Genomic DNA, 25273 nt, shown 5'->3' with positions numbered 1-25273 from the left:
CATGAGTTTAAAGCATTTCTTAGAGCGCATTGAGCCGCAATTTGAAAAAGGCGGAAAGTACGAAAAGTGGTACGCCTTATACGAAGCCGTGGCGACGGTACTATACACGCCAGGTCTGGTGACTAAGAACGGTACTCACGTCCGTGACAGCATCGACTTAAAGCGTATTATGATTTTTGTGTGGTTGGCATTATTCCCGGCCTTGTTCTTTGGTATGTACAATATCGGTCAACAGGCAGTTGAAGCATTGGTTGCCGGTTATGGCATGCCAGACAGCTGGCAGGTTGCTCTGTTCCAGTTGTTCGGTGGAAATCTAACTGAGGCCTCCGGTTGGGGTGCCAAGATGTTTTATGGTGCCGTCTGGTTCCTGCCTATCTACGCTGTAACTTTTGTGGTTGGTGGATTTTGGGAAGTCCTGTTTGCCTCAGTGCGCAAGCACGAAGTCAATGAAGGCTTCTTCGTCAGCTCCATCCTGTTTGCATTAATTTTACCGGCGACGATTCCGCTGTGGCAAGTCGCTCTTGGTATCACCTTTGGTGTGGTCGTGGCGAAAGAAGTGTTCGGTGGTACTGGCCGTAACTTCTTAAACCCAGCACTAGCCGGTCGTGCTTTCCTGTTTTTTGCCTATCCGGCACAAATTTCCGGTGATGCAGTATGGACAGTGGCTGACGGTTACACAGGCGCAACCTGGTTAAGCAAAGCGCAAATGGGTGAAGTAGACTACAGCTGGGCAGCCAGTTCACAACAATGGTGGGATGCCTTCCTTGGTTTTATCCCTGGCTCCGTTGGAGAAACCTCAGTATTGGCGCTATTAATCGGTGGTCTGGCATTAATGTACTTCCGCATTGCTTCCTGGCGTATTGTCGGTGGTGTAATGATGGGTATGGTACTGACAGCCCTGTTATTTAATACCATTGGTTCTACCACTAACCCACTGTTTGCGATGCCCTGGCACTGGCACTTAGTATTAGGTGGCTTTGCTATCGGTATGTTCTTTATGGCAACGGATCCAGTGTCGGCGTCCTTTACCAATCAGGGCAAATGGGCTTATGGCTTATTAATCGGCTTTATGGTGGTGATGATTCGGGTGGTGAACCCGGCTTACCCGGAAGGCATGATGTTAGCTATTCTGTTTGCTAACCTGTTTGCACCTTTATTTGATTTCTTCGTGGCACAAGCCAATATCAAGCGGAGGCTGGTACGTAATGTCTAGTAATAATGACAGCATCAGCAAAACGCTGATCGTAGTAATTTCTTTATGTTTAGTCTGTGCTGTAGTGGTATCCACTGCAGCTGTGCAGCTGCGGCCGTTGCAGCAAGCCAATATGTTGCTGGATTCACAGATCAATATCTTACGCAGTGTTGGTTTGGTAAAAGGCAAAGCATCTTCGGCAGAAGTTGGCGAGCTGTTTAGTAAGCATATTGAAACCCGCTTAGTGGATTTAAGCACGGGTGAATTTGTCGAGCGTGATCCTGCCAGCTTTGATTATCGCAAAGCGATGAAAGACCCTGACGAAAGTTCAGCATTAGCGTCGGATCAAGACAAAGCGTCTATCCGTCGCATTACTCAATTAGCGCCGGTTTATCTGGCCTATGACGATGACCGTAATCTGACCGCCATTGTGCTGCCAGTACACGGTTATGGCTTGTGGTCTACCATGCATGCGTTTTTAGCGCTGGGAACTGACGGTAACACCGTACTGGCTCTGAATTACTATGAGCAGGGTGAAACTCCGGGCTTAGGTGCGGAGATTCAGAACCCGCGCTGGAAAGCACAGTTTGAAGGCAAAAAGCTGACGAACGAAGCAGGTGAACTTGCTTTGACCATTCTTAAGCCAGGTAATGCCGATCCGGCATCGCCGCACCAGGTAGATGGTTTGTCTGGCGCTACGCTGACTGCAAACGGTGTGCAAAATACCTTTAACTTCTGGATTGGTGAGAATGGCTTCGGTCCTTTTTTAACCAAGGTGCGTCAAGGAGCCTTAAACAATGGCTAATGCAAAAGAAATTAAAACCGTACTGTTTGGGCCGGTGTTTGCGAATAACCCGATAGCCTTGCAGGTATTAGGGATTTGTTCGGCGCTGGCCGTAACCACTAAGATGGATACCGCCCTGGTTATGTGTTTTGCACTGACTTTTGTGGTGGCTTTCTCTAACTTGTTTATCTCTATAATCCGTAATCATATTCCATCAAGTGTGCGGATCATCGTGCAAATGACCATTATTGCTTCTTTGGTAATAGTCGTAGACCAATTCCTGAAAGCCTATGCCTTTAACCTGGCAAAAGAGCTGTCGGTTTTCGTTGGCTTAATTATTACAAACTGTATTGTCATGGGTCGCGCTGAGGCTTATGCGATGAAAAGCTCGCCAGGTATGAGTTTCCTGGACGGCATTGGTAACGGTCTGGGCTATAGCGTTGTGTTGTTAGTGGTGGCATTTATTCGCGAACTGGGTGGTTCTGGCTCATTATTTGGTATGCAAATTATGCCATTACTGAGTGAAGGCGGCTGGTACCAGCCAATGGGCTTCCTGCTGATTGCACCAAGCGCCTTTATTATTATCGGTTTGTTTATCTGGGTATTGCGTACTTTCCGCCCGGAACAAGTGGAAAAGGCATAAGGGGACTCAGATGGAACATTATTTAAGTTTGTTTGTGCGTGCGGTATTTATCGAGAATCTGGCATTAGCTTTCTTTCTTGGTATGTGTACTTTCTTAGCGGTATCGCAAAAAGTCAAAACCGCTTTTGGTTTAGGTGTGGCAGTTATCGTCGTACTGGGTATTTCGGTACCGGTAAATAACCTGGTGTATGCCAATCTGCTGGCCCCTGGCGCTTTAACCTGGGCTGGATTTCCAGAAGCGGATCTTAGCTTCCTGGGCTTTTTAACCTACATTGGTGTAATTGCAGCCTTAGTACAAATTCTGGAGATGACTCTGGATAAGTACTTCCCTGCACTTTATAACGCCCTGGGTATCTTCCTGCCGTTAATCACTGTTAACTGTGCCATCTTTGGAGCGGTAGCCTTTATGGTAGAGCGTGATTATAACTTTGGTGAGAGCGTAGTGTTTGGCCTGGGTAGTGGTGTGGGCTGGGCGCTGGCAATCACTTTATTGGCTGGTATCCGCGAAAAGCTGAAATATGCCGATATTCCTCATGGGTTACGTGGTTTAGGGACTACCTTCTTGGTGGTAGGTTTAATGGGGTTAGGCTTTATGTCTTTCTCGGGCGTTTCACTGTAAGCAGTAAAAGGAAAGCACAATGCAAGAGATTTATCTTGGCGTTGGGATGTTCACCGTAGTGGTATTGGCGCTGGTGTTTATCATCCTGGCAGCAAAATCTAAGCTGGTTGCCAGTGGTGACATTACCATCAGTATCAATGGCGATCCCAAAAAAGCGATTAAAACCAAAGCCGGTGGCAAGTTATTAGGTGCCCTGGCTGATAACGGCATTTTCTTATCTTCAGCTTGTGGTGGCGGTGGTTCATGTGGCCAGTGTAAAGTGCACATCCATGCTGGAGGCGGTGAAATTCTGCCTACTGAACTTGGCCATATTACCAAGGGCGAAGCTCGTGGTGGTTGCCGTTTATCCTGTCAGGTTGCGGTTAAATCTGATATGGACATTGAAGTAGAAGAAGAAATTTTCGGCATCAAAAAATGGGATTGTACGGTTATCTCTAACGATAACAAAGCCACCTTTATTAAAGAATTAAAACTGCAAATCCCGGATGGCGAGTCTGTTCCCTTCCGTGCTGGTGGTTATATTCAGATTGAGGCCCCTGCGCACCATGTTAAGTACAAGGATTTTGAAATCCCTGAGCAGTATCGTGGTGATTGGGAACGCTTTAACTTTTTCAGCCTGGAGTCAAAAGTAGACGAGGAAACCATCCGCGCTTACTCAATGGCTAACTACCCCGAAGAAGAAGGCATTATTATGCTGAACGTGCGTATTGCTACGCCGCCACCAAATAATCTGAGCCTGCCTTGCGGTAAGATGTCCTCCTTTATCTGGGGCCTGAAAGAAGGTGATAAAGTAACGATTTCAGGTCCATTTGGTGAGTTCTTCGCCAAAGAAACTGAAGCAGAAATGGTGTTTATCGGTGGTGGTGCTGGTATGGCCCCAATGCGCTCACACATTTTCGACCAGTTACGCCGCTTGAAATCTAAGCGTAAGATCAGTTTCTGGTATGGTGCCCGCTCTAAGCGCGAAATGTTCTATGTGGAAGATTTCGATATGCTGGCAGCAGAAAATGACAACTTTGTCTGGCATACCGCCTTATCTGATCCGCAACCGGAAGATAACTGGACGGGCTATACTGGCTTTATCCACAACGTCATCTATGAAAACTATCTGAAGAACCACAAGGCACCGGAAGACTGCGAGTTCTACATGTGTGGACCGCCGATGATGAACAAAGCCGTGATTAACATGCTCAAAGATTTGGGTGTTGAAGACGATAACATTTTGTTAGACGACTTCGGCGGTTAATTTCAGCGCAGGATGCCATCAAGCAAAGGGGTAACGTTAGCGTTACCCCTTTATGTTATCAGGAAGCAACATGAGACAAAGTTACATCGCAGTTCTGGCTATGGCGTTATTGTTGCTGCTAAGTGGCTGCAACGAGGCTCCACAAGGTGCGCAGCAACATCATTTGCAGGGCAGTACCATGGGCACCTATTACAGTGTCAAGTTTTATACTGACACGCCACCGGTGCTGGCTGAGTTGCAGCAGCAGTTAGATAAAGAGCTGGAACTAATCAACGACTTAATGTCGACATACAGGCCTGATTCAGAGTTAATGCGGTTTAATGCGTTAACCAGTACCGAACCACAACAATTAAGTGCGCAAACGACCGAAGTGGTCACAGAAGCCATACGTATTGGTCAGCAAACTGCCGGTATTCTGGATATTACCGTTGGACCTTTGGTTGAACTCTGGGGGTTCGGTGCAGCGGGCCGTATCGAGCGGGCACCGACGGCTGAGCAGATAGACGCTATTACTCCCTATGTAGGTATAGATAAATTGCAGTTAACTGGGGCAGGGCTGAGTAAGTTGGACCCTCGGGTAGCGCTGGATTTATCGACCATTGCTAAGGGATATGGTGTTGACCGCTTAGCCGATATCTTACTAAGCCATGGTATCAGCCAGTTTTTAGTGGATATTGGTGGTGATATGCGTATAGGGGCGGCCAAACCAGACGGACATTGGCGGCTGGCCATTGAAAAGCCTATTTCGTCAGGTCGGGCCGTGCAGCGTATTTTAAATTTAGAGCATATTTCTTTGGCTACCTCTGGCGATTATCGCAATTATTTTGAGCAGGATGGCGTACGTTTCTCGCACTTAATTGATCCACGTACCGCCCAGCCTATTCAGCACAGGACAGTATCCAGCACAGTACTGCACCCAAACGCGATGACGGCAGATGCGTATGCGACAACATTAAATGTAATGGCTGCAGATGAAGCGCTGGCTTTTGCTGAGCAGCATGGCATAGCTGTATTGATTATAGAAAAAACGGCTGATGGCTTTGTCGAGCGGATAAGTTCAGCTTTTAGTCCTTTTATCATTGAACACTGAGGTAACCATGACTGTATTTTTACTGACCTTTGCACTATTTTTGCTGGTAGTCGTGGCGATGGCCCTGGGCTATTTATTACAACGCAAGACGCTGGCGGGGAGCTGTGGTGGCTTAGGTGAACTGGGTATTGATAAGGCCTGTGATTGCGATAAGCCTTGTGAAAAGCAGCAGAAACGGCTGGCGAAAGAAAAATTCTGGCAAGATAATAAGATTATTTAACGGTTGCACCCCGTTTTAACATTGGCGGGGTTAAAAGCAATACTTGTCGCTGGACCCATAGCTGGGTATGCTGGTATGCATTTGATGATGTCGCACAAGGCAGGAAGCTACTAACATGAGGTTACGCGAGACACTGGTTGCCTATATGTTGCCGCTGTTAGTGCTACCAATGTGGTTGTTTGGCTATTTAGCTTATCAGTTTAGTCAGCAGTATTTGCAGCAACAAGCCTTGCATCAGGTGACGGTGCGGCTTGCGCAACAACAGCAGCAACTCAGTGACTTTTTACTTTTTCACCAACACCGCCTCAGTATGCTGGCTGAAAGCCCGCTATTGCAACAGCACCTGATGAGTTTTGATGAGCAAAGTCTGCTGGCGCTGCGACAACAATTTGAGCAGTTTCAGCAGCAGGAGCCCACGCTGCGTTCTGTCAAGTTACTGAAACTCAATGGCGACTACAACTTGCGGGTACCACCGCCGTTGACCCAGTCCAATATTCCAAATCGATTTCGCAATGATTATTATTCCTCGTTACAAGGGCTCATTGAAGATCGTGGTTTTTTTCTTGCTGCTGATGCTGATTCTCGGCAAATGCATTTGTATTTTGCACAAAAAATTTATCAAAGTTCGCATACTGAATCGCGCAGGCTCTGGGGTTATCTGGTGCTGCAGGTATCGGTAGATTTGCTACAGCACATTGTTGATGCCCCATTTTCTGATAACAGTGTCAGCCTTATCATCAATCGCTCGGCCACTATAGCCTATGCCGCTAATCAAGCTTTGATTGGTAGCGCTTTCGCTCCCAGTAATTTCAGATCGATTCAGCAAAGTATTGATGCCGATAAGTTTCGGCAGGAGTTACTTCTGGGGCAACCGAAATTATTACTGGGTAGCAGTTTACCGGGCAATTATCAGTTGCTCTATGGTGTTGACCGCCAACAATTGTACTCTGGTCATACTATTGGGCCTGGTGTCATTCTGGCGCTGGTGGTGTTATTAAGTGTGTTATTGCCACTGTTAGTCTATTGGTTGTTAATAAAACACGTATTTGCACCGGTTAAGCAGCTAACCGCCGCCAAAACTGCGGTAGGCCGTGGTGACTTGTCGATTTTACTTGAAGTGAAGAAGCAGGATGAACTGGGTGATATGTTTGCTGCTTTTAATGTGATGGTTCGCCAGTTAAGAGTATACCGGGAGCGTGAGCGAGCTTATAAACAACAGTTAGAAGATAAAGTATTACGCCGCACCCAGGACTTGGCCAGAGCAAACGACGATTTAGCATCAGCGAATCAGGAGTTGATATTAGCGCGAGAAGCCGCGGAGCAGGCGAACCGGCTGAAAAGTGTTTTTTTAGCCAACATGAGTCATGAGATCCGCACTCCGTTGACGGCGATTATTGGTTTTAGCCAACAGGCATTAACGGAAACGGATCCGCAGGTACTGAATGACTACCTGCAGCGGGTATTGAAAAGTAGCGATCATTTGCTGGGGTTAATTAACGATATTCTGGACCTGTCAAAAATTGAAGCGGAAAAACTGGAATTAAATACTGAAGATTTTGATGCGCTAGCCATCATTGATGATGTTTTTCAGCTGGCCAAAACACAGGCAATAGCAAAAGGTCTCGATTGCCGTTTGGATTGGCAGTTACCCTTACCGCAGATACTGCATAATGACAGCCTGCGTTTTCGGCAGGTACTGCTTAACTTAACCAGTAATGCCGTTAAATTTACACAAAAAGGTAAGGTGATTATTCAGGTCAGTTATGACCAATTACATCAACAATTTTGTATTAAAGTAAAAGATACCGGTATCGGTATGACTGGCCAGGAGTTATCCAGAATTTTTCAGCCTTTTGTGCAAGCTGACTCGACGGTGACCCGACATTTTGGCGGCACCGGTCTGGGGTTATGCATTTCTAAGAAATTAATGCAGCAGATGGACGGGGATATTCAGGTCGACAGTGTCAAAGGCATCGGCAGCTGTTTTAGTTTGGTATTTAATTTAACACAGCAGCCTGAGTTGGTTGAAAGTTACAGCAGCGGTCTGCGTCAGCTAGCTAAGCCTCTAAGTTTACCTGATAAAATGGCACTGCGGGTTTTGGTTGCGGAAGATAATCCGGATAATCAACTGTTGCTTAGCTTGATGCTGCAACAGGCAGGTGTGGATTTTGTGTTAGTGGAAAATGGTCATAAAGCCGTACAAAAAGTGTTAGATGAGCCATTTGACCTGATTTTTATGGATATGCAAATGCCGGTAATGGGGGGGGAAGAAGCCACCCGACTTATTCGTCATGCCGGGGTAGAAGTACCTGTTATTGCTGTTACGGCAAATGTGATGACGGCTGATTTAGAACGTTACAAGCAAGCTGGATGTAATGGTTTGTTGGGTAAACCTGTCGTTCATCATGACTTTATGGCGATACTGATCAAATACGCCGCTATACCTGTTGTTAAAAAGCCCGACTTAGCTGCACAAGATGCCGCACAACAATTAGCAAATGATCCGGCGATGGTTGCACTAAAAGAACAATTTACACAGCAATTACCCCATGTATTGATGCAGTTACAACAGCTGGCTGCAGCTGAAGAATGGCAAGCACTGGCTTTTGCTGCCCATAATTTGAAGGGCAGTGCCGGTAGTATGGGCTATCCGGAGTTGACACGATTAGCGGGCGAGCTGGAGCGACAGCTGAAAATGCAAGATTACCGCATCATCAACGCCACCCTGGCGGATATGACTGGCAGCCTGACGGCCAATGACATTGGAGAAAAAGCATGAGTGCACAACAGGCATTGTTAACTATTTTACAAGAGAAGATTAAGGCTGACCGATTAGTGTTACCTACGCTACCAGCGATTGCTTTAAAAGTTCGTGAGCAAGCTGAAGATCCTGACGTGAGTCTGGCACAAATGGCGGAGATTATCAGTCAGGATCCGGCGCTGGCAGCACGGATGATAAAAGTGGCCAATAGCGCCTTTATGGGGCGCTCCATTATGCTTAATACGCTGCAACAGGCAGTAACGCGCATAGGCTTGAGTCAGATAAAAAATATAGCTATCGCCATGGCGTTGGAGCAGCTGTTTGTTTCCGAGTATAAGCAAGTGCAGCAGAAGCTCGATCAGCTCTGGCGGGACAGTGTGCAGATAGCGGCTATTTCGGTGGCCTGTTTGCAATGGTATAAAGCGTCTCACCCTAAATGCCGTTTAAATAAGGACGTGATGGCGCTTACTGCGCTGGTACACAATATTGGTGCTTTAGCGGTGCTGACTGAAGCTGAGCGGCATCAGGAGGTATTTGGTCACCCGGTGTTTTTAACCCAGGTGATTGATAAAGCCGCACCTTTAATTAGCATGAAAGTATTACAAGCATGGAATTTTGAAGCTGAATTTCAGCAAGCGGCTAAAACCTGGCGCCTGCCCAGGCCCGATGCTGAGGTAAGCTACACTGACTTTATCCGCCTGGCGGCATTAAGCCAGGGCTTTTATAAAGCTGAGGATAAATCGGCTTTGATAGCTCATTATGTCGAGCAAGGTCTGGTAGCAGCTGAAGACTTTATGCAACAACAGGACATCCAGAAAATCTATCAGGATGTCCAGGCACTGTTTCATTAACGTCAGATGCTGTCCTGCTGGCCAGCAACTTGTTGTTGAATGGCCAATAATGCTTTATTCAGGCTATCGGCCATCAGCAGTAAATCAGCATCCAGACGCAGCGCTAAATCTTCCCAGCCTAATTCTTCATGTTGTTCAGTCAACAGGTCTGGATAGCGTATCTGCTTAATGCCATTATCATCGCTTACCGTCAAGCTCAAACCATCTGTTTGTTGCAAGGCAATGCGTGTAACCAACTTGTCCTGCAGGTGGGTTTGTACTTCTTCGGCACTGAGTAAATGGTTGCTGAATTTTACTTTGGCGCCTTCTTCATCTGGTGCCTTTAATTCGACATCTGAACCTGGCACAAAACCCTGAGGCAACGCCTGATGTTGCAACCAAAGCTGCAGGCTATTGTTGAGTTTATGGTTATCCAGCCAAGGCAGGGCGGGTAAGGAGCCCAGTGCTTTTCTGAGTAGGGCCAGAATGTCTTCTGCTTTGCCGGCACCGCCGGTATTGATCACCAGCCAGTTGTGCTCACTGTCATAGTAGCCTTGCGTTAACGACGAGCGGCTAAAGGCGCGTGGCAATAAAGTCTGTATCAGTTCTTCTTTTAACGCCTGTTTTTCTTTACGACTGAGCGGACGCCCCTGCTCTTGCGCCATCGAATCAATTTTAGGTTGTAACTCTTCGTTGATCACCGCCGCAGGCAAGACTTTTTCCTGGCGCTTTACAGCAAAAAACCAGCGATTGGCCTGCAGGTGACAATACTGAGTAATGCTTTGATGCAATGGAAAACTAAAGCCGCTGCGAACGGCTTCCTGGCCGCTACAGGGCACAAATTTATATTCTGCAAACGCTTGCTCTAAGCTTGCCTGATCCAGTGTCAGCGGGCTAGCCAGCTGATAAACCCGTACATTTTTAAACCACATAATAGCTTGTTCCTTATCACTCAAGCCGGCGAGTATAACGTGGTTTAAGACTTAAGTTTGAGCTTTTTTGGGAAGTGCATATGGTAATGCAGGCCTTTGCCCGGCTCACTGGTAACCGCTATGCTGCCACCTAAAGTTTGTCGTACCAGATTATAAGTAATATGGGTACCCAGACCACTGCCACCCTGATCGCGTTTAGTGGTAAAAAACGGATGGAACAGTTGTTCCAATTGCTCTGGTAATAGTCCTTTACCATCATCGCTGTATTTTATATCGACATTGTCATCCTCTTCCAGCACGGTAATGCGGATAGAACCTTCATCAGTGTCTTCGAAACCATGAATAAGCGAATTCATCAGTAAGTTAGTGAAGATTTGCGAAATAGCCCCGGCCGGGCAACTCAGAATGATATTATCCGGACAATTAACCTCAATCTGGTGTTTGGTTTTTTTGAAGTTAGGTTGCAGCGAGCGAATAATTTCCTGAAGATATTCGGCTAAATTGATGGTACGTATTGCTTCACTGGCTTGATCAACAGCAATTTGTTTAAAGCTGGCTATCAACTCTGACGCGCGCTCCAGATTGGATTGCAGCAACTCAGCACCCTGGCTGGCTTCATCAATAAAATGCTCCAGTGCTTTTGGCGTCAGGGTTTTATCCTGGTATGCCTGAGACAGGGCCTGCAGTTTTTCAGTTAAAAAGCTGGTAGCCGTTACACCAATACCTACAGGGGTATTTACTTCATGGGTGATCCCCGCTACCAGACCTCCCAACGCCGCCATCTTTTCAGACTGCACCAGCCGGTCTTGTGCTTGCTTTAAGTCTTCGACCAGCCTTTCCAGCTCTGCTTGCTTACCGCGCAAGGCCGCTTCAGTGTGTCTGCGGCGCTCTATTTCTTCACGCAGCGATTGCTGTTTAACCTCTAACTCTTGTTTTTGTTGTTGCAAGTCCATCATCGCCTGACTTAAACCAGAGGTTTTGCGCGAGACTTCTTGCTCCAGCAGCAAATTCTGCTGATCCAACTTTTCATTGGATACCATTAATTGTTTTTGGGTATTTTGCAGCTGCGCCCGGTAATCTTGCACCCGGTTGATCAAGCGGTTAAAGGCTTCGGCCATCAAACTCAGTTCAGTGGCCTGGCCGGGCGGCATATCCACCTTGGCACCGTCCAGCTGATCCAGTTCTAAATCTTCAATTTGCTGGCTTAGCTGCGCAAGCGGTATAGTCAGTTGCTGACGAAAGGCGATTAAAAATAAAATAATTAAAAAAGTGGTTTTCAGCATGGCATTGCCGATGAGAAAGTAAATGCCTACTTTTATGCGATCAATAACGATGGCGCGGCTGGAAAACAGCGTCACATCACCAACTTGGGTCGCGCGGCCAGAAAACTCGAAAATAAGCGGAAAAGTATAGCCAAAGATGCCTGATTTCTGTTCGGTAAGGCGCAAGCCTTCACGTACCAGCTGGGTACTGAAGCGTTCCTGGATGTCAATATAGCGGCCCAATTGCGTAATAACGGTACCGCTATCATCACGCACAATAATGCCTTCTATCGCTGGGATAGCCAGTAATCCATCAGCAATTACCAGTGCCTGAGGGGTGTTCAACTCCCAGATAGCGCGGGTTAAACTTCCGGAAAAGGTTTGCTGCAGGGTTTCCAGTTCGCTATTTATATAATTTTTGGTATTGTAATATTCCGCTACGATCTGACCAAGCGTCACCATAAAGGTCAGAATAAAATAGACCGACAATACTTTTGTTAACAGCTTACGGGACAAACTCTTTTGCTGCATGCCAGTGCCTTGTCTTCATTCTTATATAGGTTTAGCCTAAGCTTACCTTAACCAATAACCTTGGTAATGCAAATAGCTTTTCAAAAATAGTCAGCAGTATTTCCCGCTTTTTAGCCCACTGCGGTTGCATTAAGCCGGGCATAGCTATATATTTTTTCACTTTATAGCCTCATAACAACCAGAATAAGCAGGCCCTATTCATGCCGTTAACCGCTTTGATATGTGATGATTCCATGCTAGCCCGTAATCAGCTGAAAAAATCCTTACCAGCTGATTTTGATGCGACTATCCTGACCGCCAGTAATGGCTTGGAAGCATTGGCTATTTTACGTTCACAGGAAGTGGGTATTATGTTTTTGGATTTAACCATGCCCGAGCTCGATGGCATTGGTGTGCTGGAAGCCGTAAAAGCTGAACAGATCGATACTTTTGCGATTGTGGTGTCAGCTGATATTCAGCCGCAAATGCAACAGCGGGTGATGGAACTTGGTGCGCTGGCTTTTATCCATAAACCAGTAAATAGCGATAAGCTGGGTGCGGTTTTGAAGCAGTATGGCATCCTATGACAGTATTCAGTTTCACGGAAGAACAACGCGATTGCCTGCAAGAGCTGATTAATGTGGCTATGGGGCTGGCCAGTGATAAGTTGGCGAGATTTTTAAGCACCCTGGTGCATTTACAGGTGCCAGCCATTCATTTAGTGCGGGCCGATCAAATCCCTGAGCAATTCCGGCTACAGTTTCCTGATCGTCGTGCCGCTATGGTCAGCTTGGGGTTTTTTGGTGATGATGGTCTTCGCGGTGAAACCATTTTGTTGTATCAACTGGATAACTCGCAAAAAATTGCCGCTTTATTGGGTTATCAGGCAGAAGAAATGTCTGAGCCTGAATTATTAACCGATATCAGTTCAGTATTAACTACTACCTTTTTAAATGGCCTGGCTGAGCAACTGAATAATAATTTTTCTTATGCTGCACCGCGCATCGTCTCTTCTGGTGACGCTAACTTTGCGGATAAGCTGGCGCAAACGGCGTTTAACTGGGATCTCGCCTTAAAGGTTGATATCCGCTATCAGTTAACGGCGCACAGTTTCGATTGCAATATGATTTTACTTATACCCGGTGAAGCGGTGATTAAATTGCAAGGTATGCTGGATAAGATCCTGGCTGACTTTTAATGAATCTTTCCAGCCTACTAGAGCCTTTACTGCGTCAATTTCATGTTGGCGTTGTGGTATTGGATCAACAATTTTCTATTGTGTATTTAAATCAATTTATATGCCGCCATGCTGGTTTACAGTTAGCGGACGTGCAGGGCAAATCCTTATTTAAGGTGTTTCCTGAAGCGCCAGAAGCCTGGCTAAGTCGCAAACTGTCGACGGTTTTAGCGCTGCAGAGCGCGGCTTTTAGTTCCTGGGAACAGCGGCTGTATGTGATAAAACTGCCACATTTGCGGCCTTTGAGCCATGGCGCAGATGTGATGGCACAAAATTGCACCATGCTGCCGTTAAATGATGCTACCGATGGTACCGCTTATTTGTGTTTGTTAATTGAAGATGCCACTGATGCCTATGTCTACCAGAGCCAGTTGCAGCAGAGCAACCAGCAACTGGAGCTCGCTAACCGCACTGATGGTCTGACGGGCGTACTCAACCGCCGTTATTGGCAACAGCAATTGAGCTATGAAGTGCAGCGCGCCGATCGCTATCAGCATCCGCTGTCGCTGCTGTTATTTGATTTAGATAAATTTAAACTGTTAAATGACCACTATGGTCATCAAGCTGGTGATTTGGTGCTGATTGAAGTCGCCAGACTGGTGGGGACTTTATTGCGTGATACTGATTTGTTTGGTCGTTATGGTGGTGAAGAGTTTGCCATTATTTTGCCAGATACGCCGCTGTCAGGTGCCATTACCCTGGCACAGCGTTTGTGCCGAGAAGTGGCCGCCTTACGCTTAAACTACCAGCAGCAAGTATTGACTACCAGCATAAGCATAGGGGTCAGTGAATATAGTGCCGGCCAGCAAGCCGATGAGCTGGTGCAACAAGCCGATGTGGCGCTGTACACGGCAAAAAAAGCCGGACGTAATCAGGTTAAACAGTTTGCTCCGTTAGTTTAGCCCCGTATTAGTCTGAAATGCGCTTAGCGTACAAAAACGTTTGACAGACGTCTATAAGTCTGTGCATAGTGTGTCGATGAAAATAAAAACAACTGTACTCACAACCATTATTATTACCACCAACCCTGCGGGGTAGGAGGTCGGCGGTGTGTTGTCTGTATAAAGGCCCGTGACCTCAACTGTCACGGGTCTTTTTTTTGCCATTTGGCACCAGGTCTGCGTAAACAACGTAATTAATAGCTAACGCGCAAAGGGGTATAACATGAGGGTGCTAAAATTCGGTGGGTCATCACTGGCATCGCTGAAGCGATTTTCAGAAGTGACGCAGATAGTGAAACAGCAAGCCGTCACTGAGCCGGTATGTCTGGTGTTATCTGCACCACAAGGGGTCACAAATTTACTGGTTGAATTGACCGATCTGGCCTATTTAGGGGCCGATTATCAGAGCTTATTGCAGCAACTTGAGCAGCGCTACCAGCAGTTACTCAGCGAAGCACTGGCCATAGCACCAGCTTTGCCACAACAATCCCTGCAGCACCTAATTAGCCAGCAATTACAGCAATTAGCCGGGCAGTTACAAGGTATTCAATTGTTACGCTATTGTCCTGATCATATCAAAGCACAAATGCTCGGCCTTGGTGAACAATTCAGTGTGGCTTTGATGAGCGCGCTGTTGCAAGCCCAACATGTTGATGCACTGGCGCTGGATGCGGTGCAACTGGTGAAAAGCCAGGGTGATTACTTAAACGCCACCGCCGATATTGAGGCCTCAGCAGCAGCATTACAGCTGGCGATTGCCGCCAAAGCAGCTGCTGTATATGTACTGGCGGGTTTTGTGTCCAGTAACAGCCAGGGTGAAACTACCTTGTTGGGGCGTAATGGCTCAGATTATTCAGCCGCTATTATTGCCGCCAGTTTGCGCGCTTCAGCCTGCGAAATCTGGACCGATGTTGATGGCGTTTACAGCGCCGATCCGCGTCAGGTAAAACAAACCCGCTTGATTGACCGCTTATCATACGATGAAGCAATGGAGCTGTCCTATTTTGGTGCCAAGGTATTACACCCCAAAACCATAGGACCGCTGGCCCGCTTTACTATTCCCTGTTATATCAAAAATACCCTTAACCCGGCCGCCCCCGGCACCTGCATTGATACCGAAGGTGATGGCGCAGCCTTAGTCAAAGGTATCTCCAGTTTAGAGCATTTGTCGCTGATTACTGTCTCCGGTCCAGGTTTAAAAGGCGTGGTTGGTATGGCTAGCCGGGTGTTTGCCTCTATGGCTCGGGCGCAGATTTCCGTTAGTTTAATTACCCAGTCCTCCTCTGAGTTCAGTATCAGTTTTTGTGTATCGCAATTGCATCTGGCTCCGGCAAAAAAAGCGCTGGAGCAGGAATTTGAACTCGAACTACATAGTAAATTATTACGGCCTTTATCTATTCTGTCAGATATGGCGATTGTCAGTTTAGTCGGCGATGGTATGCGCCAGCATCGCGGCGTGGCCGCTAAATTTTTTGCCTCACTGGCTCAGGCTCGCGTTAATGTTGTTGCCATAGCACAAGACAGTAGCGAGCGATCTATTTCGGCGGTGGTCGAGCAAGCAGTGTGTCAGGATGCGGTAAAAGTGTGTCATGAGAATTTCTTCAGTCACACACCGGCGATCGATGTCTTTTTGGTAGGCTGTGGCGTTGTCGGTAGTGAGTTGCTGGCGCAAATTGGCCGTCAGCAAAGTTTTTTACAGCAGCGTCAGGTTAAGCTAAACGTCTATGGTATTGCCAATAGCCGGCAGTTATTGCTAGCCAAAGATGGCATACCGCTAGCTGACTGGCAGCAGCAATTGTCGCAAGCTAAAGCGGAGTTTTCTCTTGAGGCGCTCAACCGTTTTGTAAAAGAGCAGCACCTGACCAATCCGGTATTAGTCGACTGTACCAGCTCAGAGCAGATTGCTGCGCAATATGTTGATTTTCTGCAAGCGGGTTTTCATGTGGTGACGCCCAATAAAAAGGCCAATACGGCCAGTCTGGACTATTACCGGCAACTGCGCCTTGCAGCACAGCAACAGCGGCGGCGGTTTTTATATGAAACCACCGTAGGCGCTGGCTTGCCAGTGATTGATACTTTACAAGGTCTGCTGAATGCCGGTGATGAATTACTGGCGTTTGAGGGCATTTTATCCGGTTCTTTATCTTATATTTTTGGTGAGTTGGAAGCCGGTGCGGCGTTATCGCAAGTGACGGCGAAAGCCAAAACGCTGGGCTTTACCGAGCCGGATCCGCGCGATGATTTATCCGGTATGGATGTTGCCCGTAAATTATTGATCATGGCGCGCGAGTCTGGGTTAATGCTGGATTTAGCTGATGTAGAAGTGCAGTCTGTGTTGCCGGCTGATTTTGATGCCAGTGGCAGCGTAGAGGACTTTATGGCGCGCTTGCCCAGTCTGGATAGCTATTTTGCCGGCCTGCTGGCAGAGGCTAACGCCAAAGGACAGGTGCTGCGCTATATTGGTGAAATACGTGAGGGTAAGTGTCGGGTTGCCATTAAGGCGCTGGATCAACAGCATGCGTTGGCTAAGGTGAAAGAGGGTGAAAATGCGCTGGCTATCTTAAGTCGTTATTATCAGCCGATCCCGCTGGTATTAAGGGGCTATGGTGCCGGTGCCGCTGTGACCTCCGCCGGCGTATTCAGTGATGTGATGCGTACGCTTAGCTGGCAACAACAGGTGTAATAACGATGCAACAACAAGATGCTTTAGCTAAAAGTTATTTCGCACCGGCGTCAACCGGCAATGTCTCAGTGGGGTTTGATTTGCTGGGAGCGGCTTTTGAGCCGCTAAATGGCGACTTGCTGGGGGATGTGTTGCATATTTTGCGGCAGCAGCCAGAGTTAAGCCTTAATATCACTGGCCGCTACCGGCATCAGTTACCGCAGGACAGCACAGATAATCTGGTGCTTAAATGCTACCATGCCTTTGAGCAGGCAGTATTGCAATCAGGTGGCCAGCCCTTGCCGCGTCTGGCGTTGCAACTGGATAAAAACTTGCCGGTAGGAAGCGGTCTGGGCTCAAGTGCCTGCTCTATAGTAGTGGCGTTGTATGCGTTTAATGCATATTTTGGCCAGCCGTTAACCGAGGCGCAGCTGCTGGAGTTAATGGCGCAGGCTGAGGGCGGCGTCAGTGGCAGTGTGCATTATGATAATGTGGCGCCTAGTTTCCTGGGCGGCTTGCAACTGATGTTACCAGGCAGTCCGCTTATCAGTCGTGGCTTGCCATGGTTTTCGCATTGGCGGGTGGTGCTAAGCTATCCTGGCACAGTGTTATCGACTAAAGCGGCGCGTGCCGTATTACCACAGCAACTCAGTTTGGCACAGAGCATTGAGTTTGCTGGTTGTTTAAGCCGTTTTGTCAGTGCGCTGTACTGTCAGGATGAAGCCGATGCGGTGGCTGCCTTGCGCGATCTTATCGCTGAGCCGGCGCGCACACCACTTATTCCTGAATTGCCCGCGTTAAGACAGGTGTTGCTGGCCAAAGGAGTGCTGCATTTAGGCATCTCTGGCGCCGGTCCAACCTTGTTTGCACTGTGTCAGGATGATGATAGTGCCACTGAAGCAGCAGCCTACTTAGCAGAGCATTATGCTAAAAATCAGGATGCCTTAACTCATATTTGCCGTTTATCCCCCGTTGGCGCCAGAGCGCTGTAGGAAGTCAGAATGCCATTAACAAATTTAAAAGTGCCTGCCGAGCAGGTGAGTTTTTTACAAGCAGTACGTCAGGGCCTGGGCCAGCAGCAAGGGTTGTTTTTTCCCACCGTCTGGCCAAAGCTAGATGTGGAACAACTATTAGCTATGCCTTTAGTTGAGCGTAGCAGTGCGATTTTACACGCCTTAATTGGTGATGAGCTGCCAGCCGAGGCGGTTGCGCAGATGGTAGAGCAGGCCTTTACCTTTGCCGCACCCGTGGTACCGGTAGATGAGCAATTGGCCTGCCTGGAGTTGTTTCATGGTCCTACACTGGCCTTTAAAGATTTTGGCGGCCGTTTTATGGCGCAGGCGCTGGCCAAAGCTCAGGGGCAACGTCGTACTACTATTGTCACTGCCACCTCAGGGGATACCGGTGCGGCGGTGGCCCATGCTTTTTATCGTCAGGCGGGGGTTAATGTCGTCATTTTATTTCCAAAGGGCAAAATCAGCAGCTTGCAGGAAAAATTATTTACTACCCTTGGCGAAAATATCCACACGCTGGCCGTAGAGGGTGACTTTGATCAATGTCAGGCATTGGTTAAGCAGGTATTTGATAATCGGGCGCTGGTCAGTGAGTACAATATAAATTCAGCTAACTCTATTAATATCAGTCGCTTATTTGCACAAATTTGTTATTACTTTGAAGCTGTTGCCCAGTTGCCTGCAGAAAAACGCCAGCAAGTTGTGGTGGCGGTTCCCAGTGGCAACTTTGGTAACCTGACCGCCGGCCTGATTGCCAAGGCGTTGGGCTTACCCATTAAGCGCCTGATTGCTGCCACCAATCTGAATGATACGGTGCCACGCTATTGGCGTGATGGCCAATGGCTGCCTAATAAAACAGTGGCGACCTTGTCTAATGCCATGGATGTCAGCGCGCCTAACAACTGGCCCCGAGTCGAAGCACTGTTAGCTCAGGGGGTTATTCAGCGTAGCGACATTGAAGCTGTGGTGGTGGATGAAGATGATACCCAATTGGGTATGCGTCAATTGGCTCAGCAAGGCTATACCAGTGAGCCGCACGCGGCTGTTGCTTATAAGGCGCTAAAGCGTAGCCTGCAAGCAGGCGAATACGGCATTTTTCTGGGAACTGCGCATCCGGCTAAATTTAAAGAGCAGGTAGAGAATATCCTGGGAACGCCTATTGCGCTGCCAGCCGCGCTGGCGGCCTGTGCGGCAGAGCCGGGCTTAAGCAAGGATATTCCGGCTGAATTCAGTGCGCTGGAGCAGGCTATCCGTCAGTTGGAACCTGCCTGATGAGTTGGCAACCTCTGCTGGGACAAGAAAGAGCAGCGCCATACTTTGCGCAGTTAAAAGCACAGTTGCAGGCAGCCCGCGCCGCGGGCACCGTAATTTATCCACCAGAAGCCGATGTGTTTAATGCGTTTAAGCTGACGCCTTTGGATAAACTCAAGGCAGTGATCCTCGGGCAGGACCCTTACCATGCGCCTAATCAGGCGCATGGTTTGGCGTTTTCAGTGCGTCCTGGTGTGCGGGTGCCGCCGTCTCTAGCCAATATGTATAAAGAATTGGCGCTGGAGTATGCCGATTTTACTATTCCGGCACATGGCGATTTACGCAGTTGGGCGGAGCAAGGGGTGTTGCTGCTCAATACCGTGTTGACGGTGGTGGCCAATCAGCCAAATTCACATCGTAAGTTGGGCTGGGAACAATTTACTGATCAGGTCATTAGGCAAATCAGTGCGCAAACCGAAAACACCGTCTTTTTGTTATGGGGTTCACACGCGCAAAAGAAAGCGCGCTTAATCAATGGCGAACAGCATGCTATTTTGCAGGCGCCGCATCCGTCACCGCTGTCTGCTCATCGCGGTTTTTTGGGGTGTGGCCATTTTTTGCAAACCAATAGCCTGTTAACTGCCTCTGGTAAAGGCGCGATTAACTGGCATTCAGTTTGCCAATAGCTCTGCCATAAGCGTAAATTGCAAACCGCTTAGACAACAGCTCACTGTTTTAAGTGACAGAATAAAGCAACAAAGCCCAATATTGCTATTGGGCTTTGTTAACTATAACTCTATATCAGCGAGTTCTGGCTCTATGGTCCAGTCAATGTCGCACAGTTCCTTTTTAAGGCGCTGGCGATCTTTCAGCTCTTCAATTTCACGCCATTTACGCTTTACTGCTTTAGGTTTGGCAGCGGGGCGCTCCAACATATTCAGTAAGTCTTCGAAGCTTTCCATAATACGGCCTCTTCTGATGTTGTTGTTATTTTCAACAAAACTTCTACCACATTTTTCCTCAAAATAAAACACTTTAGTGACATTGTGATGACAGACGCTGATTTTTTTCTGGTTGTCGGCGCGCGGGACCTTTACACTACAACGAGTAAAAAATGCATGGCTGAGCCGATGAGCAGGAGACAATATGACCAGTAGCAGTAAAGTGGCAGTGGTAACCGGTGGCAGCTCGGGTATTGGCCTGGCGATAGTAAAACGGCTGCTGACAGAGGGCTATGCGGTATTTAATTTAGATGTTAAACCCTCTGGGGTTGGCCACTATGTGCAGTGTGATGTCAGTCAGGTGGCTGCAGTGCACCAGGCGATTGCCACTGTATTGCAACAGACAGCACGCCTGGACTTGTTGGTGTCTAATGCCGGGCGTCATTTAAGTGCGACTATTGAACAGACCGATGAAGCTATGCTGGATGCGTTGTTTGCGCTGAATGTAAAGGGGGCCTATGCGGCAATTCAGGCGGTATTGCCGCAAATGAAAGCGCAGCAAAAGGGGGTGGTACTGTTGATTGCTTCAGATCAGGCGCTGATTGGCAAGCGCCATTCTTTTGCTTATAACCTGACCAAGCATGCGCTGGCCTCAATGGCAAAAACCACGGCACTGGATTATGCCCCTTATCAAATCCGCGCTAATGCGATTTGCCCCGGTACCATTGAAACCCCATTGTTTCATCAGGCAATAGATCGTTATTGCGCTAACAGCGGCGCAGATAAAGCTCAGGTAGTCGCTGAAGAAGCGGCGCTGCAACCCTTAAACCGTTTAGGGCAACCCGAAGAGGTGGCGGCGCTGGTGGCCTTTTTAGCCAGTGACGAGGCCGCTTTTATCAGCGGTAGCCTGCAACTTATCGATGGCGGTTACACGGCGCAATGAACGGGATAACTGAAACAGCTCAGGCTGTCGAGCAACTGCCGATTGTTGACCCCCATTTGCATCTGTGGCAGTTAAGTCATGGTCATTATCACTGGTTGCGCCAGCATAACCCGCCATATTGGCCAGAAAAAAACCTGTTACAACAAGATTTTCTGCCTGAAGATTTGCAGTTAACCGCGCCCTTTCAACTGGCCGGGCTGGTGCATATTGAAGCAGGCTTTGATAATGCCAGGCCAGAGCGGGAGTTGGCCTGGCTTCGTCGACTCCAGTTTAGTTGCCCTTATCGCGCCGTGGCTTTTTTGGATTGTGCTCAGCCCTTACCGGCAATAGAGACAGCTTTGCAGGCATTGCTTGCTTATCAACCGGTAGGGGTGCGGCATATTTTTGAAGGGACGGACCAGCATTTACTGCAGCAGCCCCAGATGCTGCAGATTGCCAGATTATTGCAGCAGCACCAGTTATTACTTGAAGTGCAGTGTGAGTTGGCGTCGATAGCAAATGTTAACGCTATTGAACAGCTAGCCCAGCGGTATCCTGAGCTTAAGCTGGTGCTGAATCACGCGGGGTTGGTACAAAATGCACAGTGGTTGGCCTGGCAGAGTGCGATAAAACAGCTGGCGGCCTATCCGAATATTGCGCTTAAACTCAGTGGTTGGGAACTTCAGCGCGCGGGAGAAAGCACTGAGGCCGATCCAGACTGGCAGCGCCGGGTGCTGAGCGAATTGTTGCACTACTGGCCAGGTAGCCGACTGATGCTGGCCAGTAATTTTCCGCTGTGTTTATGGCAGGGCAGTTATCAGCAGCTGTGGCAGCGCTATCATCAATTGTGTCAGAACGAGGGATTGAGCGGTGACGATTGGCGGCAACTCAGTGGCGAAACCGCCGCGCATTGGTATCAGTTGGCTGAGGCTGTGCGCTAACTCAGCCCTTTTAAAAACGCCACTACGCTGCGCCCCAGGGCACTGAGCGCATAGCCACCTTCGAGCATGGCCACTATGCGGCCCTGACAGTGTTTATCTGCCAGTAGCTTCAGTTCAGTGGCTATCCACTGATAATCGTCTTCACGTAACATAAAATGGGCCATGTCATCTTCAGCGTGGCCGTCAAAACCGGCCGATACCAAAATAAGCTGTGGTGCAAAATCATCAATAGCCGGCAGCCAGTGACGGTTCACCTGCTCGCGCCAATTGGCACCCCGACAGCCGCCGGGCAGCGGCAGATTAATACTGTTGTCAGCTTGATCCTCCACGCCAGTGTAAGGGTACAATGGGTGCTCAAAGGAAGAGCAAAACAACACTCTTGGCTCATGCCGGAAGATATCTTCGGTGCCATTACCGTGGTGCACATCAAAATCAACAATGGCAATACGCTCAAGCTGATATTGATTAAGTGCGTGCTCAGCGGCGACGGCGATATTATTAAGCAGACAAAACCCCATGGCCTGCTCGCGCGTGGCATGGTGGCCGGGTGGGCGCACCGCACAAAATGCCTGCTGATTAATGCCCGCCAGCACCTTATCCACTGCATTAATGCCACTGCCGGCAGCATGCAGCGCTGCAGTGAGGCTTTTCGGGCCCATAATGGTGTCTGGATCTAACCAAATATGCCCCTCGGCGGGTGCCTTGGCAAATAGCTCATCGACATAACGTTTACCATGGGCCAGATACAGCGCCTCTATGCTGGCCGGGCTGGCATCTTGCTGCATCGCTACATAATCCATACCGGAGCGGATAAGCTGATCATTAATGGCCGACAGCCGCTCTGGGCATTCAGGATGGTCTACGCCGTTTTCATGGTAATAACAGCTGGGGTGGCTAAAAATCGTAATCGGCATCAGCTGGCTCCTGTCGTTGCTAAATCCAATTGTAAATAGGCTTCGGAAGGTTCATCACTGCGCAAACGCACAAAGCCAGCACTTTCAAAGACTTTTAACATGGGTTTGTTTTCTGACCTTACATAGGCCTGCATCGAACTGAAACCGCGTATTTTTGCGATGGCAATCATCTCGGCCAGCAAGCGCTTGGCCATGCCTTTGCCCTGAAATTTTTCGCGGGTGACAAAGGCCACTTCACAACTATTCTGGCTTTCAATCAGGTAATAACGGCCTACCGCCTGAATTTCGACGATAGAGCCATGCTGTTTAACAATACACAGCGCTAAATCTTTAGATTGATCGACGCTGACCAAAGTGCAGGATTTTTCGCGGTTCATCTGAGTGGGCACAGAGTTATAACGCATTTGCAGGGTTTCTTTGGTGTGAGAGTAAAAAAACTCCTGCAAACGCCGCTCATCAGAGGGATTTAACGGCCTTAAATCAAAACTATCGCCATTCACAGTCAGGGTTTTAAAGCCCACGGCACCAAGCTCAGGTACTTCTACCGGTGTTTGCAGCTGATAATGCGGTACCCAGTAATGTTTTCTGACTTCTGCCAATAACTGATTACGAAATTTAGGATGGGCCACCCGGATAAGCTCCAGTGCCCGCTCGCGAATGCTTTTACCGCGCAGTGAGGCGACACCAAACTCAGTAACTACATAGTGCACATGGGCCCGGGTCGTCACCACGCCTGCGCCTTCGCGGATATGCGGCACAATGCGGGAAATACTGCCTTGTTTAGCGGTGGAAGGCAGCGCGATGATCGGTTTACCGCCGGGGCTCATAGAGGCGCCACGGCTAAAATCAACCTGGCCGCCGACACCACTGTAAAATTGATGGCCAATCGAATCTGAGACTACCTGGCCGGTTAAATCCACCTCAATGGCGCTGTTAATCGACACCATGCGCTCATTGCGGGCAATATTGGCCGGAGAATTTACATATTCGCTGGGGTAAAAGCCGATATGGGGGTTTTGATGCACAAATTGGTACAGTGCTTTACTGCCAATACAAAAACTCACCACACTCTTACCCGGATGAAAGGTTTTACGGCGGTTATTAATGACCCCACTTTTCATTAGTTCCAGCATGCCATCGGTCAACATTTCGCTATGCAGGCCCAAATCTTTGTGATTCGCCAGATAACGGGTAACGGCCGCACAAATTTTACCGACACCCAGTTGCACGGTAGCGCCATCTTCTACCAGCAGGGACACATACTGGCCAATGCGCTCTGTGCGTGGATCCAGCTCTGGCAGACTCACCTCTGGCAGCGCTTGCTTGGCATAAAACAGCGCGTCTATGTCATCGCGGTGAATAAAAGACTGACCATAGGTGATGGGCATTTGTGGGTTGACCTGGGCAATCACTATTTTTGCTGCTTTGGCTGCGGCGGCTATCACATCAACCGATACGCCAAGTGAGTGATAGCCATGTTCATCGGCCGGGCTGACCATAATCAGTGCAGCATCCAGTGGCAATATACCGTCGGTAAAGAGCGCCGGGATATCGGTCATAAAGCAGGGGGTGTAATCAGCACGGCCTTCGGCCACGGCCTGGCGGATGGTGTCGCCACCAATAAAAAAGGTATTTACCTTAAACAATGAAGCAAAGCGCGGCTCGGCCCATTTGTTATCAGACAAGGTGACCAGTTGCACAATTTCAATGTCGTGCAGGCTTTTGGCATTAGCAATCAGATCATCGATTAGTGCCGTGGGCACGGCCGCATGGGAGCCAATAAAAATCCGGTTGCCTGATTTGAGCAGTTGTTGCCAGTTAAGTTTTGGCGTCATAACTCGTCATCATATTGTTGAAAGCGCTTAGAGCCCTATTGCAAATATGTAATGTACTTGAGCAAAGACAAAGACGCCACCCCGACTATGGTAGGAGTGGCGCCTTATATACAGCGTTTGTAGATTACAGCGTCCAGCGTAACCCAATCATGGCTACCAGCGGATCTATGGCAACATCAACGGCCTGTATAGTGGTACCGTTAACCTTAACCTGGGCTTTAGTGTCGATATCTATCTTACTGACCATCAGGTGTAAGCCCAAATTGTCGGCCAGTTTGATATTAACACCTGCTTGGGCTGCCAGGCCAAAAGAGCTCTTTAGAGACATGCTGACATTGGCATTTTCAGGTACACCCAGCGTCACTAAAGTACTGACTAGCTGATCATCAACTTTGGTGCTGAAAAATTGAGTATAGTTTACGCCAAGGCCAACAAAGGGCTGGATGTTGCTATCTTTGCTGGCAAAGTAATATTGCGCTAATAAGGTAGGTGGTAAATGTTTAGTTTTACCTACTTTTAAACCATCA

Annotated in this window: 24 protein-coding genes; 18 read left to right on the top strand and 6 right to left on the bottom strand. The window is 48.3% G+C overall.

Annotation, left to right across the window (positions count from 1 at the left end):
• Nucleotide 1: 1 nt before the first annotated feature.
• The 9 genes from V7D78_RS00175 (at nt 2) to V7D78_RS00135 (ending at nt 9406) form a co-directional block, all read left to right on the top strand.
• Nucleotides 2-1213 (top strand): NADH:ubiquinone reductase (Na(+)-transporting) subunit B, encoded by a 1212-nt coding sequence (locus tag V7D78_RS00175; protein ID WP_333606395.1) that lies wholly within the window; start codon nt 2-4, stop codon nt 1211-1213.
• Nucleotides 1206-1997, top strand: a complete 792-nt coding sequence (locus V7D78_RS00170) for a Na(+)-translocating NADH-quinone reductase subunit C (RefSeq protein ID WP_333606394.1) — start codon at nt 1206-1208, stop codon at nt 1995-1997. Before V7D78_RS00175 ends, V7D78_RS00170 begins: the two co-directional genes overlap by 8 nt.
• A complete protein-coding gene (locus V7D78_RS00165) occupies nt 1990-2619 on the top strand; it encodes an NADH:ubiquinone reductase (Na(+)-transporting) subunit D (RefSeq protein ID WP_333606393.1) in 630 nt (209 codons plus the stop codon). Before V7D78_RS00170 ends, V7D78_RS00165 begins: the two co-directional genes overlap by 8 nt.
• Nucleotides 2620-2629: 10 nt before the next feature.
• Nucleotides 2630-3238 carry an NADH:ubiquinone reductase (Na(+)-transporting) subunit E gene (gene nqrE / locus V7D78_RS00160; protein WP_333606392.1) on the top strand — a complete coding sequence of 203 codons (609 nt, stop codon included), beginning with the start codon at nt 2630-2632 and terminating at the stop codon, nt 3236-3238.
• Between the two features lie 19 nt (nt 3239-3257).
• Complete coding sequence (nqrF, locus tag V7D78_RS00155) at nt 3258-4484, top strand: NADH:ubiquinone reductase (Na(+)-transporting) subunit F (protein ID WP_333606391.1); 1227 nt, start codon at nt 3258-3260, stop codon at nt 4482-4484.
• A 70-nt stretch (nt 4485-4554) separates the two neighbouring features.
• Nucleotides 4555-5574, top strand: a complete 1020-nt coding sequence (locus tag V7D78_RS00150; RefSeq protein ID WP_333606390.1) for an FAD:protein FMN transferase — start codon at nt 4555-4557, stop codon at nt 5572-5574.
• A 7-nt stretch (nt 5575-5581) separates the two neighbouring features.
• Nucleotides 5582-5794 carry a (Na+)-NQR maturation NqrM gene (gene nqrM / locus V7D78_RS00145; RefSeq protein WP_333606389.1) on the top strand — a complete coding sequence of 71 codons (213 nt, stop codon included), beginning with the start codon at nt 5582-5584 and terminating at the stop codon, nt 5792-5794.
• Nucleotides 5795-5909: 115 nt separating this feature from the next.
• Nucleotides 5910-8573: an ATP-binding protein gene (locus tag V7D78_RS00140; protein ID WP_333606388.1), complete on the top strand. Its 2664-nt coding sequence runs from the start codon at nt 5910-5912 to the stop codon at nt 8571-8573.
• Nucleotides 8570-9406: an HDOD domain-containing protein gene (locus V7D78_RS00135; protein ID WP_333606387.1), complete on the top strand. Its 837-nt coding sequence runs from the start codon at nt 8570-8572 to the stop codon at nt 9404-9406. Before V7D78_RS00140 ends, V7D78_RS00135 begins: the two co-directional genes overlap by 4 nt.
• A gap of 2 nt (nt 9407-9408) precedes the next feature.
• Here the strand turns inward: V7D78_RS00135 and V7D78_RS00130 are convergent, their stop codons facing one another.
• On the bottom strand, nt 9409-10317 hold the full coding sequence (locus V7D78_RS00130) for a recombination-associated protein RdgC (RefSeq protein ID WP_333606386.1): 909 nt from the start codon (nt 10315-10317) through the stop codon (nt 9409-9411).
• A 44-nt stretch (nt 10318-10361) separates the two neighbouring features.
• On the bottom strand, nt 10362-12110 hold the full coding sequence (locus V7D78_RS00125) for a sensor histidine kinase (protein ID WP_333606385.1): 1749 nt from the start codon (nt 12108-12110) through the stop codon (nt 10362-10364).
• Nucleotides 12111-12310: 200 nt separating this feature from the next.
• Between V7D78_RS00125 and V7D78_RS00120 the strand changes: the two genes are divergently transcribed.
• The 7 genes from V7D78_RS00120 to ung all read left to right on the top strand — a co-directional run bounded on the left by V7D78_RS00120 (nt 12311) and on the right by ung (nt 19879).
• Complete coding sequence (locus V7D78_RS00120; protein ID WP_333606384.1) at nt 12311-12676, top strand: response regulator; 366 nt, start codon at nt 12311-12313, stop codon at nt 12674-12676.
• Nucleotides 12673-13287, top strand: a complete 615-nt coding sequence (locus tag V7D78_RS00115; RefSeq protein ID WP_333606383.1) for a chemotaxis protein — start codon at nt 12673-12675, stop codon at nt 13285-13287. The genes V7D78_RS00120 and V7D78_RS00115 overlap by 4 nt, the downstream gene beginning before the upstream one ends.
• Nucleotides 13287-14228, top strand: coding sequence for a sensor domain-containing diguanylate cyclase (locus tag V7D78_RS00110; RefSeq protein WP_333606382.1), 942 nt, complete (start codon nt 13287-13289; stop codon nt 14226-14228). The genes V7D78_RS00115 and V7D78_RS00110 overlap by 1 nt, the downstream gene beginning before the upstream one ends.
• A gap of 262 nt (nt 14229-14490) precedes the next feature.
• Nucleotides 14491-16950 carry a bifunctional aspartate kinase/homoserine dehydrogenase I gene (thrA, locus tag V7D78_RS00105; RefSeq protein ID WP_333606381.1) on the top strand — a complete coding sequence of 820 codons (2460 nt, stop codon included), beginning with the start codon at nt 14491-14493 and terminating at the stop codon, nt 16948-16950.
• A 5-nt stretch (nt 16951-16955) separates the two neighbouring features.
• Nucleotides 16956-17921 (top strand): homoserine kinase, encoded by a 966-nt coding sequence (thrB, locus tag V7D78_RS00100; RefSeq protein WP_333606380.1) that lies wholly within the window; start codon nt 16956-16958, stop codon nt 17919-17921.
• Nucleotides 17922-17930: 9 nt separating this feature from the next.
• A complete protein-coding gene (gene thrC, locus V7D78_RS00095; protein WP_333606379.1) occupies nt 17931-19214 on the top strand; it encodes a threonine synthase in 1284 nt (427 codons plus the stop codon).
• Nucleotides 19214-19879, top strand: coding sequence for a uracil-DNA glycosylase (gene ung / locus V7D78_RS00090; protein WP_333606378.1), 666 nt, complete (start codon nt 19214-19216; stop codon nt 19877-19879). Before thrC ends, ung begins: the two co-directional genes overlap by 1 nt.
• A 102-nt stretch (nt 19880-19981) precedes the next feature.
• On the opposite strand, the gene V7D78_RS00085 is transcribed toward ung, so the two are convergent.
• The gene (locus V7D78_RS00085; protein ID WP_333606377.1) at nt 19982-20155 is read right to left on the bottom strand and encodes a DUF3545 family protein; all 174 of its coding nucleotides are present in this window, start codon (nt 20153-20155) and stop codon (nt 19982-19984) included.
• Nucleotides 20156-20339: 184 nt separating this feature from the next.
• Here V7D78_RS00085 and V7D78_RS00080 point away from each other — a divergent pair, with 184 nt between their 5' ends.
• Together V7D78_RS00080 and V7D78_RS00075 are read left to right on the top strand one after the other, a co-directional pair.
• A complete protein-coding gene (locus tag V7D78_RS00080; protein ID WP_333606376.1) occupies nt 20340-21077 on the top strand; it encodes an SDR family NAD(P)-dependent oxidoreductase in 738 nt (245 codons plus the stop codon).
• The gene (locus V7D78_RS00075) at nt 21074-21997 is read left to right on the top strand and encodes an amidohydrolase family protein (protein WP_333606375.1); all 924 of its coding nucleotides are present in this window, start codon (nt 21074-21076) and stop codon (nt 21995-21997) included. Before V7D78_RS00080 ends, V7D78_RS00075 begins: the two co-directional genes overlap by 4 nt.
• Here the strand turns inward: V7D78_RS00075 and V7D78_RS00070 are convergent.
• The 3 genes from V7D78_RS00070 to V7D78_RS00060 form a co-directional block, all read right to left on the bottom strand.
• Nucleotides 21994-22911, bottom strand: coding sequence for a histone deacetylase family protein (locus tag V7D78_RS00070; protein WP_333606374.1), 918 nt, complete (start codon nt 22909-22911; stop codon nt 21994-21996). The genes V7D78_RS00075 and V7D78_RS00070 overlap by 4 nt on opposite strands.
• Complete coding sequence (locus V7D78_RS00065) at nt 22911-24746, bottom strand: GNAT family N-acetyltransferase (protein WP_333606373.1); 1836 nt, start codon at nt 24744-24746, stop codon at nt 22911-22913. The genes V7D78_RS00070 and V7D78_RS00065 overlap by 1 nt, the downstream gene beginning before the upstream one ends.
• A 124-nt stretch (nt 24747-24870) precedes the next feature.
• Nucleotides 24871-25273: OmpW/AlkL family protein (locus V7D78_RS00060; protein ID WP_333606372.1), on the bottom strand; the 403-nt coding region annotated here is incomplete at its 5' end.

Source organism: Arsukibacterium sp. (assembly GCF_036735525.1).
In the GTDB taxonomy this organism is placed as follows: domain Bacteria; phylum Pseudomonadota; class Gammaproteobacteria; order Enterobacterales; family Alteromonadaceae; genus Alishewanella.
The sequence above is the reverse complement of the archived record's forward strand: the minus strand, read 5'-3'. Positions and strand labels throughout refer to the sequence as shown.